The 14275-nt window shown below is 59.3% G+C and carries 13 protein-coding genes and 1 pseudogene; 7 read left to right on the top strand and 7 right to left on the bottom strand.

All coding sequences use genetic code 11. The annotated features are described in order from the left end of the window. Window positions 1–216: pseudogene (locus K6T64_RS12960) on the top strand (RpnC/YadD family protein); the annotation flags it as partial. A gap of 78 nt (window positions 217–294) precedes the next feature. After that, window positions 295–2040, top strand: coding sequence for a sigma-54 interaction domain-containing protein (locus K6T64_RS12955; protein WP_288010611.1), 1746 nt, complete (start codon window positions 295–297; stop codon window positions 2038–2040). A gap of 149 nt (window positions 2041–2189) precedes the next feature. Here the strand turns inward: K6T64_RS12955 and K6T64_RS12950 are convergent, their stop codons facing one another. From K6T64_RS12950 to K6T64_RS12935, 4 genes are read right to left on the bottom strand one after another with little or no spacing between them, the layout of a single operon-like run. Further along, on the bottom strand, window positions 2190–2450 hold the full coding sequence (locus tag K6T64_RS12950) for an acetyl-CoA carboxylase (RefSeq protein WP_100666935.1): 261 nt from the start codon (window positions 2448–2450) through the stop codon (window positions 2190–2192). Between the two features lie 45 nt (window positions 2451–2495). After that, the gene (locus K6T64_RS12945) at window positions 2496–3260 is read right to left on the bottom strand and encodes a LamB/YcsF family protein (protein WP_100666936.1); all 765 of its coding nucleotides are present in this window, start codon (window positions 3258–3260) and stop codon (window positions 2496–2498) included. Between the two features lie 18 nt (window positions 3261–3278). Next, the gene (locus tag K6T64_RS12940; protein ID WP_288010610.1) at window positions 3279–4256 is read right to left on the bottom strand and encodes a 5-oxoprolinase subunit C family protein; all 978 of its coding nucleotides are present in this window, start codon (window positions 4254–4256) and stop codon (window positions 3279–3281) included. After that, window positions 4253–5134: a 5-oxoprolinase subunit B family protein gene (locus K6T64_RS12935; RefSeq protein ID WP_288010612.1), complete on the bottom strand. Its 882-nt coding sequence runs from the start codon at window positions 5132–5134 to the stop codon at window positions 4253–4255. Before K6T64_RS12935 ends, K6T64_RS12940 begins: the two co-directional genes overlap by 4 nt. 335 nt (window positions 5135–5469) lie before the next feature. On the opposite strand from K6T64_RS12935, the gene gabT reads away from it, so the two are divergent. Continuing rightward, a complete protein-coding gene (gene gabT / locus K6T64_RS12930; RefSeq protein ID WP_100666940.1) occupies window positions 5470–6834 on the top strand; it encodes a 4-aminobutyrate--2-oxoglutarate transaminase in 1365 nt (454 codons plus the stop codon). Window positions 6835–6884: 50 nt separating this feature from the next. After that, window positions 6885–8333 carry an NAD-dependent succinate-semialdehyde dehydrogenase gene (locus K6T64_RS12925; protein WP_170084986.1) on the top strand — a complete coding sequence of 483 codons (1449 nt, stop codon included), beginning with the start codon at window positions 6885–6887 and terminating at the stop codon, window positions 8331–8333. A 75-nt stretch (window positions 8334–8408) separates the two neighbouring features. Here the strand turns inward: K6T64_RS12925 and K6T64_RS12920 are convergent, their stop codons facing one another. From K6T64_RS12920 to K6T64_RS12910, 3 genes are all read right to left on the bottom strand, one after another. Further along, on the bottom strand, window positions 8409–8822 hold the full coding sequence (locus K6T64_RS12920) for a MaoC/PaaZ C-terminal domain-containing protein (protein ID WP_170084987.1): 414 nt from the start codon (window positions 8820–8822) through the stop codon (window positions 8409–8411). 12 nt (window positions 8823–8834) lie between these two features. Further along, window positions 8835–9281: an FAS1-like dehydratase domain-containing protein gene (locus K6T64_RS12915; RefSeq protein ID WP_157935357.1), complete on the bottom strand. Its 447-nt coding sequence runs from the start codon at window positions 9279–9281 to the stop codon at window positions 8835–8837. A gap of 128 nt (window positions 9282–9409) precedes the next feature. Then, entirely contained in the window at window positions 9410–10171 is a 762-nt protein-coding gene (locus K6T64_RS12910) for an SDR family NAD(P)-dependent oxidoreductase (protein ID WP_170084989.1), read from the bottom strand. A gap of 231 nt (window positions 10172–10402) precedes the next feature. Here K6T64_RS12910 and K6T64_RS12905 point away from each other — a divergent pair, with 231 nt between their 5' ends. From K6T64_RS12905 to K6T64_RS12895, 3 genes are all read left to right on the top strand, one after another. Then, entirely contained in the window at window positions 10403–12082 is a 1680-nt protein-coding gene (locus tag K6T64_RS12905; protein WP_288010609.1) for a long-chain fatty acid--CoA ligase, read from the top strand. A gap of 11 nt (window positions 12083–12093) precedes the next feature. After that, window positions 12094–13074: a phosphotriesterase family protein gene (locus K6T64_RS12900; RefSeq protein WP_288010608.1), complete on the top strand. Its 981-nt coding sequence runs from the start codon at window positions 12094–12096 to the stop codon at window positions 13072–13074. Between the two features lie 196 nt (window positions 13075–13270). Next, window positions 13271–14119 (top strand): undecaprenyl-diphosphate phosphatase, encoded by an 849-nt coding sequence (locus K6T64_RS12895; protein WP_288010607.1) that lies wholly within the window; start codon window positions 13271–13273, stop codon window positions 14117–14119. The last annotated feature ends 156 nt before the right edge of the window (window positions 14120–14275 follow it).

The following is a 14275-nucleotide window of genomic DNA, read 5'->3' as shown; positions in this document are numbered from 1 at the left end:
GGCGTGGCCGACCTGCTTTACTCTGTTCAACGGGAAGCCATTGAAAAAGGTTGGAAAGAAGGTTTGCAGAAGGGTCTGCAACAGGGTCGCGAGGAAGAAAAACGTGACATTGCTAAGCGAATGTTACAACGGGGTGTATCCGTGTCGGTTGTCGCGGAATTCACGGGTCTGACTGAGTCCGAGGTGGAGGAGATTATGAGAAGCCTCGACCGATGACCAGGATCGCTGGTTGAGCCGATACCGACCGGTGGCGAAGGGTATCGTGGTGCGGGAAAAACGGAAGGTGAGGGGCCAATGACGGAGCGGGAACTGTTAGATGTGTTGGACACGCCGATCTATTTCATCGATGCAAAGCACGTCGTGGTCTGGATGAACCGTGCCGCTCAAAATGCGGTTCCAGGGATTGTCAAGGGGATGCCGTGGACTGACGTACAGCCCCGCCTTCCGCGAACCCACATCTTTAGGTTCCACGAAGTACAGGTCGGCGGGGAACCTGGCGTAATGGTGGAAGGGACGCCCAGTGTGGATCCCGCGCTGCTGTCTGAGTTGGAACGGCTGCGCCAGGCCAATGAGGATCTTGAAACCATCCTGGACACGTTGTTTGATGAAGTTTTTGTCACCGATGGAGAAGGGGTGGTCCTGCGGGTCAATACGGCCGCGGAGCAGTTGTACGGCCTACAAAATTCCGATATCGTCGGACGAACGGTGTTTGACCTTGAGCGGGAACAGGTGTTTTACCCGTCGGTGGCCGCCATGGTTCTTCAGCGGCGCAGACGTGTGACAGCGCTTCAAGAGACGAAAAACGGCCACCGGCTGGTGGTGACGGGTAGCCCGGTTTTCGATCGCGAAGGGCGGATCGTGCGGATCGTTTGTTACACCCGAGATCTGACCTCTACCCGGTCATGGCCCTCGGTCGCTGTTCAAGGAGTAGGGCAAGGCGTAGAAATACCCCGGGATTCGGGCCTGGTGGCGGAGAACCCCGCCATGAAGTCCGTCATGGATCTGATCCGGCGGGTGGCCCCCACCGATGCGACGATTTTGCTGCTCGGAGAGACTGGGGTGGGAAAGAACCGCCTGGCCCGCTTCATTCACGACCTCAGTTCCCGCCGGGCGAATCCCTTTGTGGAGATCAACTGCGCCAATGTCCCCGAATCCCTCTTCGAGAGTGAACTATTCGGCTATGAAAGCGGAGCCTTTACCGGTGCTCGGAAGGAGGGCAAGGTCGGCAAAGTCGAGTTGGCCCACGGGGGCACCTTATTCCTCAATGAGGTGGGGGAGCTGCCTCTCCACGTGCAGGGAAAGATTTTGGACCTCCTTCAGGAACGGACCGTTTCCCGGGTGGGCGGGGTGCACACCCGGAAGGTGGATATCCGGATCGTGGCGGCGACAAACAAGGATCTCCGCCAATTGGTGAAAGAAGGGCGGTTCAGGGATGACTTATATTTCCGCCTGAACGTCGTCCCTTTAACCATTCCACCCCTTCGGGAGCGGGGGGAAGATATTTGTACTCTCGCGGAGACCCTGGTTCACCGCTTTTGTGACAAATATCAACTGCCGAGAAAAGCGATTCATCCCGACGTCATGGCGTGTTTCCTACACTATGCCTGGCCCGGCAATGTCCGGGAGCTGGAGAATGTGATCGAACGGCTGTGCATCATCGTGGAAGATGACATCCTGCTTCCGGAACACCTGCCTGAAGAACTTTGGTCATCGGGGGGGACCGAGCGAGGAGAGAAGGACGGGTATCTTGGGACAAAGGGAACGCCGGACAACGGAGGCCCACCGCCCAAGACTGTCTTCGGCTCTTCCCTGCCGGGGAAGGCGGCTTTCCAGTCGCACTCTTCGCCAGATATTCTTTCCCAAGGATGGGGCATTCGCCAGGTGTTGGAAGAGGTGGAACGGGAGCTGTATGCCCGGGCTTTACAACAATATGGCAGCACCTATGCCATCGCAAAACATCTTCGGGTGAGCCAACCTACCGTGGTACGGAAGTTAAGACAGTTCGGCCTTTCGGGCGGGAGGGCATTGGATTCTCAATAAAGCCTTACACCTGGGACTCCGCCCAAGAACTGAAGGCTCACGATATGGATGGAATCCAGGGGGGAGGCCGTGATCAAAGACCCCGGGAAGTGAAGCCGGGCCGGGGCGGTTATTCCGACTCCCGACCGGCCGTGTTGGCTTCCGGCTATCTACTTGTCCTCTTTGGGAATGAGGACGGCGATCTCCTGGCCGACGTCCACCATTGCTTCGTTTTCCACGGAGAAAGCGGCAATGATCCCGTCTTCTTCCGCCTGGATCTCATAGAAGTTCTTCATCACTTCCACCAGCCCGATAGTGTCTCCCGACTTCACCGTATCCCCTTCGCGGACGTATACGTCCGATTGCGGGTTGGGCCGTCGATAGAATATACCGGGCAAGGGGGAAACGATGCTCTTGCGCGGTTCGGACATACCGGTACACCTCCTTCAGGTTGCTGCGTTTGCTACGTCGTGTCCTCAGGCAGAGGCGCCTTCAAAAGGGCGAATTTCGACGCCGTGTTCCATGAGGTGCTGGCGGATCACCCGGGCCAACTCCGGGGCGCCGGGCGTGTCACCGTGAATACAAATGCTATCGACCCTAACCGGGATGTCCTCGCCTTCTGCCGTTGTCACCCGATTCTCCCGAACGGCTCGGAGAACCCGATCGGCCGCTTTAACGGGGTCCAGGGCTGTCTCCACCTTCCGGGTGAACAAGATTTTGCCGTCGTTGGCGTACTCCCGATCGGCGTAAAACTCCGCCGCCACCCGCTGGCCCATCTCGTTGGCCACGCGATAGGTGGCGGAGGCCTCCATGCAGTACAGGATAAGGGACGAATCTACCCGCTGAATGGCATCGATCACTGCCCGACTGAGATCCTCGTCGTCTGCCATCATCATGTACAAGGCGCCGTGGGGCTTTACATGTTGGACTTTCAACCCGTAAAGAGAGGCGAATTCCCGCAGGGCCCCCAGTTGGTAGATGAGGTCGTCCTGAACCTCCTGGGGTGTGCAGCGCAGATACCGTCGGCCGAAGCCCACCAAGTCCGGGAATCCGGCGTGAATCCCCACGGCGACGCCGTGAGCTTTTGCCAATTCTACGGTCCGGCGCATCACGTGAGGGTCTCCGGCGTGAAAGCCGCCCGCCACATTCGCCGAGGAGATGTACTTCATCATTTCCTCGTCCCGTCCCATGGTCCAGGCCCCAAAGCTTTCTCCCATATCGCAGTTCAGGTCCACCTGCACCGCATAGGCCCCCTTCTATCAGCTTTGTCGCAAAAACGATTCCACTTCCAGAATCCTCGTCTGCCTCTCCCGGCGCCGGCGCAGGGCCTCGGCCAGATCGATTTCGACGAATTTCGCTTTCTGGTTCGTCCGGGTCTGGGCGATGCGATCGAGATCCGCACTGATCACCGTGCCGATGGTGGCGTAGCCCCCTCCCGTCACGGCGTCGTTCAACAGGACAATGGGCTCGACGCCGTCCGGGACCTGGATGGAACCGATGGGATACCCGCAGTCGACCACGTTCGACGGGTTGCTGCCGGCCCCGAAGGGTTGGGGGCGATCCACGAATTGTAAACGGATTCCCTTGTATCGATAACCCACGCGGTTGGCCTCGGGGGTGACGGTCCACTCGGCGGCAAAAAACTCCTGTTTACTCTCCTCGGTCAGCCGGTGTACGTACAGCCCCGGCACCACGTGGAGCTCCGCTGCCTCGGCAAAATTCGGACGCCATTTCTCGGGTACGGCAACCCCTTCCCTGGGCGCTCGGGTTTGCAAATCCCCCTTCTCAAGCATATCCCCGGCTTTCAATGCCCGCCCCTCATGGCCGCCGATGCCGCAGAGGGCGTAGGTCGAACGGCTGCCCATGACCGGCGGGACTCCAATGCCTCCTTCCACGGCGATGTAGCTGCGGGCTCCCTTTTGTAACATGCCGAAGGACAGCACGTCCCCGGACCGGGCAGCCACCGCCGTCCAGAGAGGGATGGGTTGTCCATTGAGAAAAGCGGGCATGTCGGCTCCGCACACGGCGAATCGAAGGTCTGCCCGGAATTCCAGTTCCGGGCCGAGATAAGTCACCTCCAGGGTCGCCGCGGCCGGATCGTTTCCCACCAGCAGATTGGCCACGGTGTGAGAATATTTGTCGAGAGCCCCCGAAGGTGGGAGGCCGATGCTATAGTATCCGGGTCTCCCCAAATCCTGCACCGTTGTTGAAAGTCCGGGCTTTACCACGCGGATCATCGCTCCAGCTCCCCTTTCACGGCCGCGGAGAATCCGGCGGGATCCCGGATGGCGTCGTTGGGATTAAAAGTGATCTCCCGTATCCGGTATCGGAACGTCCCGTTGTCCACGGTGGCTCGAATGGCCTCGTACTCCTTCATGTCGATGGGCCGGAACCAGTAAATGTCTCCCGGCCGGGGAAAGACCATGGACTCCCGAAAATCCGGCAGGCGCTGGTCCCGGTCAAAAATCGGACCTGGGGAGATACCGAACAATTGATATCCCCCCGCCCCCTCCACCGGGTAGATGGCCACAAAAGCGCCTCCGAATCCAAACGCCCGCTCCGGCGTATACGTCCGAGGCCGTACGTATTTGGGCACTTCGATCTGCTCCTCCCGGGGGGCGATCTGGAAACACCAGGGCAGCCCGGGCACAAACCCCGTCATGGACACAATGTACGGTGCCCGGCACAGAGCTTCGATAAAAGCCTCTGTCGAAGAAAACCCATTGATCCGCGCCGCGTATTCCAAATCTGTCGAGTTCGGGTCTTGGTGGCGATCCCGGGCCCGCATCAACGCCTCCCGGGTCCAGGGGTCATCGAAGAGGATCGGAAAATCCACCACCCGGGACGTGAGAGATACGTGGGCCAGATCGGTGGTGGACCGGTCTGCCGCCTCAAGGTGCCGCAACAAATCCTCGGGGGAGATCACGTCGGGGTCATACCGGACCATGTAAGACGCATTGGCTGGGCAGATGTCCGAGACTCCCCGAATATGATGCTCTTGAAGCTCCCGGGTGATGGCCATCACTCGGATGTTCGCTTCAAGGCTCATTTCCTCGGAGAGTTCGACGAAAATAAATTCATCGCCGCCATAAGTATAACGTGGGGTCGAATGTATGATTCATCCCTCCTTCAACCGGACAATCAAATAAATCCCCTGCAAAATGTATGCCATTTTTGCTTATCCTATCCGGAGAGCGCCTGGGCCAGGCTGTGCGGGTGATCGTCCTCTTTCCGGGGCCTGCCGTTGAGCGGATTTTGATTCATGCACGAATCAAAACGGAATTCGATCGTGCACAGATGAATTGTCCATCCCGGAAACATCGGCCATTCCGGGCTCTTTCCCGCATTGGCATTCATTTTGCATACCAACGTGGCAAGGGTCTGCGGGCAACTGTCAGTCGGAGGCCGACCGCGGCCTAGAGCCCGAAAAGGGGAAGGGAGCGAGGGAGTTTGACGCGTCGATTCATTGATTTAAAAACGTCGATCCCGGGCCCAAAGTCTCAGGCGTTGATGGAACGCCGGAAGGCTCGGGTGCCCAGGGGAGTCAGCAACGCCTCACCGATTTTTGTCGATCGAACAGAAGGTGCGTTAGTGACCGATGTGGACGGAAACACCTTTTTGGATTTTGCCGGAGCGATCGGCACCATGAACGCTGGTCACCGGCCCCCGGCGGTGGTCAAGGCCTTGCATGAGCAGGTGGACCGGTTTCTGCACACCAGTTTCCACGTGGCCATGTACGAGTCCTACGTGGCCTTGGCGGAAAAGCTGGCGGAATTGACCCCCGGAAACTTTGAAAAGAAGGCAATGTTTCTCAACTCCGGGGCTGAGGCGGTGGAGAATGCGATCAAAATCGCCCGGCGATACACCGGACGGCCGGCGGTGGTGTCCTTTACCCGGGGTTTCCACGGCCGGACGTTGATGGGCATGTCGCTGACCAGCAAGGTCAAACCCTATAAATACCAGATGGGTCCTTTTGCGCCGATGGTGTACCAAGCCCCCTATCCCTATGTGTACCGCCGGCCGGCGGGGATGAGTGAGGAGGAATACACCGATTCGGTGATCGCCCAGTTCAAAGAATTTTTCTCCGCCGAAGTCTCACCGGAAGAGGTGGCCGCCGTGATTTTTGAGCCCGTTCAGGGGGAGGGCGGCTTCATCGTTCCGCCGAAGCGGTTCGTCGATGCGGTGAAGGAGTTTTGCGCCCAGCATCGAATTGTTTTTATTGCGGATGAAATCCAGACCGGCTTTGGACGCACCGGGCGGTGGTTTGCCTCGGAACATTTTGGGTTGGAGCCCGATCTGATCACCGTGTCGAAGTCTTTAGCTGCCGGGCTGCCCATCAGTGGGGTCGTCGGCCGGGCGGAGATTATGGACGCCGCGGAACCCGGTCAACTCGGGGGGACGTACGGGGGCAGTCCGCTGGGCTGCGCGGCCGCCCTCGGGGTGATTGAAACGATGCAACGGGAGAACCTGGTGCAGAAAGCGGAGGCCCTCGGCCGGCAATTGAAGGATCGGTTCACCCGGTGGTACGAGCGTTACCCATTGATCGGGGACGTGCGGGGCCTCGGCGCCATGGTGGCGGTGGAGTTGGTGAGGGATCGCCAGACGAGGGAGCCCGCCAAGGACGAGACGGCCCGGGTGATCCAGGGATCCGTTCAGCGGGGCGTGTTGTTGATGGGTGCAGGGCTGTACAGTGACGTGATTCGGATTTTGTGCCCCTTGGTGACCACGCCGGAACAGCTTGACGAAGGGCTCGATGTCATGGAAGAAGCCCTGGCAGAAGTGAGTGGCGCGGTTTCGACTCAACAAGCTCGATAAATTGGGAAGGGACGGTTTCGGCCGGTCTCACTCCCTCAGGAGGTGCGGCGATGCGGCGATACGGATTGTATGTCGATGGGCAGTGGACCCCGGCAGGCAGCGGGAAAACTTTTGAGGTCTACAACCCGGCCACCGGGGATGTGGTAGGGGAAGTGGCGGATGCGTCGAAAGAGGATGTCCTTCGGGCCGTGGATGCGGCTCATCGCGCGTTTCCCGGTTGGGCGGCGAAGACGGCGAAAGAGCGCTCGGAGATTCTCCGGCGGGCTTACGATTTGATGGTGGCGAATCTCGACGAGCTGGCGGTCATCATGACCACCGAGCAGGGCAAGCCTTTGGCCGAAGCCAAGGGAGAGATTCAGTACGCAGCCGATTTTGTCTTGTGGTATTCCGAGGAAGCGAAACGGGTGTACGGCGAAACGATCCCGGCTTCGTTTCCGCACAAGCGGATCCTGGTCCTGCGCCAACCGGTGGGCGTGGTGGCGGCGATCACGCCGTGGAATTTTCCCGCAGCCATGATCACCCGAAAGATCGCTCCCGCCTTGGCGGCGGGCTGCACGGTGATCGTAAAACCGGCCAAACAGACGCCCCTGACCGCCTGTCGGCTGGTGGAGATTTTCGAAGAAGCGGGGATGCCTCCGGGTGTGGTGAACCTGATTACGGGAAGCCGGGCTGCGGAGATCGCCGACACGATGCTCGCCGACGAGCGGGTGCGGAAGATCACTTTCACCGGCTCCACCGAAGTGGGTAAGCAGCTCATGCGCAAAGCGGCGGACACGGTGAAACACATCAGCCTGGAACTCGGCGGACACGCCCCCTTCCTGGTCTTTGAGGATGCGGACATCGATGCGGCGGCCCGGGAGGTGGCGGCGAGCAAATTCCGCAATGCCGGCCAGACCTGTGTCTGCACGAACCGGGTGTACGTGCACGAGTCCATCGCCGAGCCCTTTGCCGAGGCCTTGGCGAAGCGGGCGGCGGCGATGAAAGTCGGCAACGGCCTGGAAGAAGGAGTGGTCATCGGCCCGCTTATCGACCGCCAGGCTGCGGAGAAAGTCGAGGAGCACGTTCGGGACGCCGTCCAGAAAGGCGCTCGGGTGGTGACGGGCGGCCATCGGTTGAGCCGGGCCGGCACCAAAGGGGAAGTGCATTTCTTCGAACCCACGGTTCTGCTCGACGTCAGTGACGACATGCTGGTTCTTTACGAGGAGACCTTTGGTCCCGTTGCGCCGGTGCAGACCTTCCGGGATGACGAGGAAGCGGTCCGGAAAGCTAACGACACCCGCTATGGGCTGGCAGCTTACCTGTTCACCCGGGATCTGTCCCGGGCCGTCCGGGTGGCCGAGAGCTTGGAGTACGGGATTGTCGGTATCAACGATGGTCTGCCTTCCGTCGCCCAAGCTCCTTTTGGCGGCTTCAAGGAGAGCGGCCTGGGCCGGGAGGGCGGCCGCCACGGGATCGAGGAGTTCCTGGAAATCAAGTACGTATCCCTGGCGCTCGTCTGAGGATTGTTTCGCGGTAGGGTTGCGGCCGCGGGGGTGTTGAGAACCTCCGCGGCTGCCTCCTTTTCTTCCCACTCGTTAGAAGAATCGCACTTCCGCCACACCGGCGGTCACGATGTCTCCGCTTTGGTTGACGGCGGCCACTTCCAGCTCTGCGATTCGGTCATCCTTTCGCAGGGTGCGCACGGTCCCCCGGCACGTGAGGACATCTCCGGGTTTGACCATGCGCTGGAACCGAACCTTCATACGCAGAATATCCCCTTTTACCCCCAGAAGATGGCGCAGGTATTGTCCGAGAAAACCCATACTTAACATACCGTGGGCAATTACACCGTCCAAGCCCGCCTGCCTGGCGAACTCCTCCACCGTGTGAAGGGGGTTAAAATCCCCCGAGGCGCCGGCGTATTTCACCAACTGCACCCGGTCCACCGGGGGCTTGACCAGCGGTTCGAGCTCCATGTTTTCGTTGAGTGTTTCCCACGTCAGTTCCATGGTGCCACCCCCTCAGTCCTGTCGATAGATGATAGTCTCCCGTCCGGTGACCACCGGTAGGTCATTGATGTCTTTGGCCCGGGTTTCGATGACGATGAAGGTCATTCGCCCGCTTCGCCCAGCCCGATCGTAGACATCGATGACCTCTTGTTGCACCCAGTATCGGTCTCCCGGTCGCATGGGACGGTGGAATACGTACTCTTGTTCCCCGTGGAGAACACGATGCAGGTCAAACCCCGGCACATCTGCCAGGGGGCCGGGGATGACCCGGGCCAGGGTGGTGGCAAAGGTCGGAGGAGCGATGAGCCCCCGAAAAGGGGTGGATTCGGCGAAGGCCTCATCCACGTACAGGGGTGACGGGTCTCCCACAGCTTCGGCGAACCGGCGGATATGTCCCTTCTCCACGTCGACGACATGAACGTTCGTCTTCTTGCCGATCAAGGAGCGATCTACCGGCATCTTGGCACCTTTCCTTTCTTTGAATGGGCTCATTGGCCATAAAGTCTGAAACGCCTCTGAAGGGTCAGGTGGCCCGCTTATCGGATGTCTACGACAATCTTCATCCCGGGACTGGAAAACTCCTGGTGTCAAACGGTCGGTCGGCCCGCGACATATAGAGTCTGTCCGGTAATGTACGCCGCATCGTCGGAGGCGAGAAATGCCACAGCTTTGGCGATGTCTTCGGGGGTTCCTACCCGGCGAATCGGATTGCTTTTGACAAACTCCTCGGTCAGTTGTTCGAAGGAGATGCCGATTCGCGCTGCGGTGGCTCTGGTCATCTCCGTGGCGATAAATCCGGGAGCCACGGCGTTGACGTTGATGCCGAAGGGGCCGAGTTCAATGGCCATGGTTCGGGTCATGCCCTGGATCCCGGCCTTGGCGGCTGAATAGTTTGTCTGGCCTCGGTTGCCAAGGGCAGAGGTGGACGAAACGTTGACAATCTTGCCGGATCTCTGGGGAACCATGTATTTTTGCCCTTCCCGGGAACACAGGAAGGTGCCTTTGAGATGGATGTCGATCACCGTGTCCCAATCATCTTCGGTCATTTTGTACAACAGGTTATCTCGAATCACCCCGGCGTTGTTGACCACAATGTCCAGTCGCCCGAAAGAATCCACCACCTGTCGGAAACACGTTTCCACCTGATCGGCCTTGGAGACATCGCAAGACAGAGCGAGTCCGTCGGAGCCCATGGACTGGATCTCCGCCACGACCTCTTTTGCTCCCTCGACGTTCAAATCGAATACACCCACCCGAGCCCCCTCGGAGGCCAACTGCTTTGCAACGGCTGCGCCGATCCCCCGGGCCGCGCCGGTGACAATGGCGACTTTTCCCTCCATACGTCCCATCTGGCCAAAACCTCCTCGCTCCACATGTCGATCCCAAGGCGGTGAACCGCCGTTCACCGCGCCACTGTCATAGTAGCACAGGACTCGGCCCCCGCCCAGCGCGGAATTTTCACGAAGAACACTTTTGATCAAAAAATTCCTTATTGTAATTGACGACCGAATGATCGGTTGGTTAAGATGAATGTGTGAGGGACAGATTTTCAATCCCGTGGATCAGGAGGAGGAGCAGCGATGAACACCCGGCACTATCCATTTTGGCCTGCGAGGATTCCGAAAAGTTTAACCGTGCCGGCGACGTCACTGTACGACAATCTTGAGGTCACTGCTCGGCGATATCCCGATAAACCCGCTATTCTCTACTATGGTGGTGTGATCCAGTATCGTCAGTTGAAAAATCGGGTGGATGCCCTGGCCGGGTTCTTGCAAAAACGGCTCGGTGTGACCCGGGGGGACCGGGTGATCCTATATATGCAAAACAGCCCAGCTTTTGTGACCGGGTTTTACGCGATTCTCCGGGCCGGGGCGGTGGTGGTGCCCCTCAATCCGATGAATGTCACCGAGGAACTCGCTTTTTACGTGGAGGATTGCGGGGCTCGGGTGGCCTTGGTCGGCCAGGAGCTTTATCCCCGCATTGCTCCCCTGTTGGGGGAGACGGTATTAGATCGGGTGGTGGTCGCCGCCTATTCGGACGACGTTCCGGAGGAAAGGGAATGGGAGTTCCCGGATGTGGTGGCCGCTCCCCGTATGGAAGCGCCGGACGAACGGGCGATCCTCCTCTCCGAGGCCCTGGAGGCCGGACTGGCGCCCGTCGATCCGGGGGTGCGCCCCGGCGAGGACTTGGCGGTGTTGCCCTACACGTCGGGCACCACGGGCAAACCCAAAGGATGCATGCATACCCATCGCAGTGTTCAGGCCAATATCGTCTCCGCCGTGGTGTGGTCGGGACTGACTTCCGAGGCTGCTGTACTGGGGACGCTGCCGTTTTTCCACGTCACCGGGCTTCAGCACAGCATGAACGCGCCGATCTACGCCGGCGCTACCGTGGCTCTCATGACCCGATGGGATCGGCAATTGGCGGCGAAGTGGATTGAGCGGTATCGGCTTACCCACTGGACCAACATCAGCACCATGGTGGTGGATTTTCTTGCCAACCCAGCCATCGTGGACTATGACATCAGCTCTCTGACTTCCATCGGCGGCGGGGGGGCCCCGTTGCCGGAAGCCGTGGGGGAGAGACTTCAGGCCATGACCGGCGTACAATATTCGGAAGGCTATGGCTTATCGGAGACGATCTCCCAAACTCACATGAATCCGCCGGATCGCGCGAAACTGCAGTGCATGGGAATCCCAGCTTTCGATGTGGACGCCCGGATCATCGACCCCGAGACCGGCAGAGAGTTGGGTCCCGGCGAGGAAGGGGAAGTGATCGTCCGTGGCCCCCAAGTGTTTCAAGGATACTGGAATCAACCCGAGGAAACCGCAAAAGCGTTTATAGAATTCGAGGGGGAAAGGTTTTTCCGCACCGGGGATATCGCCCGCTATGACGAAGAAGGGTATTTTTTCATGGTGGACCGGGTCAAACGGATGATCAACGCCTCGGGGTATAAAGTCTGGCCCGCAGAAGTGGAATCGATTCTGTACCGACATCCTGCGATCCGGGAGGCCTGCGTGATTGGAGTGCCGGACCCGCGCCGCGGGGAGACGGTCAAAGCCTTTATCGTACTCCGGGACGATCAGCGGGGACAGGTCGGCGAGCAGGAGATTATCGACTGGGCCAGGGAACGGATGGCCGCCTACAAGTATCCGCGTCTCGTTCAGTTTGTCGATCGCCTGCCCATGTCCGGGAGCGGCAAAATCCTGTGGCGAAAGCTGCAGGAGGAGGAGTGGGCCAAGGCAAACACCACGTCGTGAGGAGGATGACCATGGCGAATCAAGTGAACACCGTGCGGGGACAGGTTTCGGCCGATCAACTGGGAAAAACCATGATTCACGAACATTTTCAGTTTGGGTACCCGGGTTTTCATGGGGACATCACCCTCGGAAGGTATGACCGACAAGAAGCGCTGCGGGTCGGGCTGGAAGTGGCGGAACGTTTAAAAGCCCACGGCGTGCAATCGGTCGTGGACCCGACCCCCAATGAGTGCGGACGGGATCCGCTATTGCTCAAAGAAATATCAGAAATGTCCGGACTGAACATCATCTGTGCCACGGGGTACTACTATGAAGGCGAGTCGGCCACGGCGTATTGGAAGTTCCGGGCTTTGCTCGGGGACGCGGAGTCGGAGATCTATGAGATGTACATGAAGGAGATTACCGAAGGGATCGGCGACACGGGAATCCGGGCCGGGGTGATCAAACTAGCCTCCAGCAAAGACGTGATCACAGACTATGAAAAGATGTTTTTTCGGGCGGCCGCTCGGGCCCAGCGAGACACCGGGGTGACCATCGTGACCCACACGCAGGAGGGCACCATGGGACCTGAGCAGGCGGAGTTGCTCATTTCTCACGGGGCCGATCCGAACCGCATCGTGATCGGCCACATGTGCGGGAACACGGACGTGGCGTATCATTTGCGCACGTTGGATACGGGGGTCTCCATCGGGTTCGACCGTTTTGGGCTCCAAGGGTTGGCGGGGACCCCCTTGGATCGGATGCGGGAAACCGTGTTGATTGGCCTCATTGGGATGGGGTACGCCGATCGGATTTTGTTGTCCCACGATACGGTGAACTGCTGGTTGGGCCGGGCCCTCGCCATTCCCGAGCCTCTCCTGCCGACGGTGGTGGATTGGCATCCCACTCACATTTTTGAAAATGTCATTCCTACCCTCCGGGAGGCGGGGATCTCGGAGGAAACGATCCACAAGATTCTCGTGGATAATCCCCAGCGCGTGTTCGGAGCTTGAGTTTTCGGGACACGTTTTATCCTCTAAGAACCGCCTGCCACCAGGCGGTTTGTTTTTTGGCGGTTTCCGCTAAGGCTTGTCCGTGCGGCTGTTGAGTGGTAGGCTAGATTCCGTGTGGGAGACGATACATAGGGGGTCCGCGGGTCGGCCGGACCTCGTTGAGTGAGAAAACGGACGTGGAGAGGAGATTTATCGGATGACCTGGATACAGGCGTTGTGGTTTGCGGCGGTGCAGGGAATTACGGAGTTGTTTCCCGTAAGCAGTGTGGCCCATGCTGTCATGTTGCCCGCGGTGCTGCACTGGCCGGTGGATCCGGATGGGCTGTTGCCTTTTACCGTGATGCTTCACTTGGGGACAGCTTTTGCGTTGCTCTTATTTTATTGGCGGGAGTGGCTGTCGCTCATCGGGTCGCTGTTTCACAGTCGGGCGCCGGAAAAGCGCCGGGTGTTCGTGTTGTTGGTGGTGGCGACCATCCCCGCGGCGGTGATCGGGGGGTTGTTTGAGAAAACTCTCCGGGCTCATTTTCCGTCCGCGGCGAGTGCCGCCTTTTTCTTGATGGTCAATGGCGTGATCCTCTGGATCGGAGACCGGCAGAGGCGCCGGGCGATGGCACGGTCGGGCATGTTCCTCCGGATGGGCAGGGAGGATGAAGAAATTGCACGCCTGGGGCTGGGTCAGAGCTTTTTGATCGGGTCCGCCCAGTGCCTGGCGCTTATCCCGGGTTTTTCTCGGTCGGGCATGACGATGATCGCCGGGCTCTATGCGGGCCTCGGGTACGAGGCGGCGGCCCGGTTTGCGTTTTTGTTGGCGACGCCTGTGATCCTGGGCGCCGGGATCCTGGAGGTTCCGAAGCTTTTCCACGACCAGCACCGGGACTTGTTGGGCCCCGCCTTGGTCGGGGGATTGGCGGCGGGGGTGGCCGCTTTTGTGAGCGTGTGGATTTTGACGCGGTATTTTCAACAACAGGAGGTCCGGGCATTTCGACCTTTTGCGATTTACTGTCTAGTCATCGGGCTAGTAGCTCTGCTATACTTTGTACTGTAGAGTCGATGTGGGGGTGAGCCCCGAGTCTGGGCGTGGTTGGGGTAGGTGCATCGCCAGGACACGGGGAAGGCCCTTGTCCCCGTACTGTCTGAAAGTTCCCATTTATAGTGACGGGTCGTAGTTTTGCAGACTGACTTCGGCAAGGAAAGGGACGAG

Origin of the sequence: Kyrpidia sp., from assembly GCF_023512215.1 — a bacterium.
GTDB classification, from domain to species: Bacteria; Bacillota; Bacilli; order Kyrpidiales; family Kyrpidiaceae; genus Kyrpidia; species Kyrpidia spormannii.
The sequence above is the reverse complement of the archived record's forward strand: the minus strand, read 5'-3'. Positions and strand labels throughout refer to the sequence as shown.

Excerpts from the sequence above, each read along its gene's own strand:
- K6T64_RS12955 (WP_288010611.1), top strand. The coding sequence starts at position 295 with ATGACGGAGCGGGAACTGTTAGATGTGTTGGACACGCCGATCTATTTC.
- K6T64_RS12950 (WP_100666935.1), bottom strand. The coding sequence starts at position 2,450 with ATGTCCGAACCGCGCAAGAGCATCGTTTCCCCCTTGCCCGGTATATTC.
- K6T64_RS12940 (WP_288010610.1), bottom strand. The coding sequence starts at position 4,256 with ATGATCCGCGTGGTAAAGCCCGGACTTTCAACAACGGTGCAGGATTTG.
- K6T64_RS12925 (WP_170084986.1), top strand. The coding sequence starts at position 6,885 with ATGCGGCGATACGGATTGTATGTCGATGGGCAGTGGACCCCGGCAGGC.
- K6T64_RS12920 (WP_170084987.1), bottom strand. The coding sequence starts at position 8,822 with ATGGAACTGACGTGGGAAACACTCAACGAAAACATGGAGCTCGAACCG.
- K6T64_RS12915 (WP_157935357.1), bottom strand. The coding sequence starts at position 9,281 with ATGCCGGTAGATCGCTCCTTGATCGGCAAGAAGACGAACGTTCATGTC.
- K6T64_RS12910 (WP_170084989.1), bottom strand. The coding sequence starts at position 10,171 with ATGGGACGTATGGAGGGAAAAGTCGCCATTGTCACCGGCGCGGCCCGG.
- K6T64_RS12905 (WP_288010609.1), top strand. The coding sequence starts at position 10,403 with ATGAACACCCGGCACTATCCATTTTGGCCTGCGAGGATTCCGAAAAGT.
- K6T64_RS12900 (WP_288010608.1), top strand. The coding sequence starts at position 12,094 with ATGGCGAATCAAGTGAACACCGTGCGGGGACAGGTTTCGGCCGATCAA.
- K6T64_RS12895 (WP_288010607.1), top strand. The coding sequence starts at position 13,271 with ATGACCTGGATACAGGCGTTGTGGTTTGCGGCGGTGCAGGGAATTACG.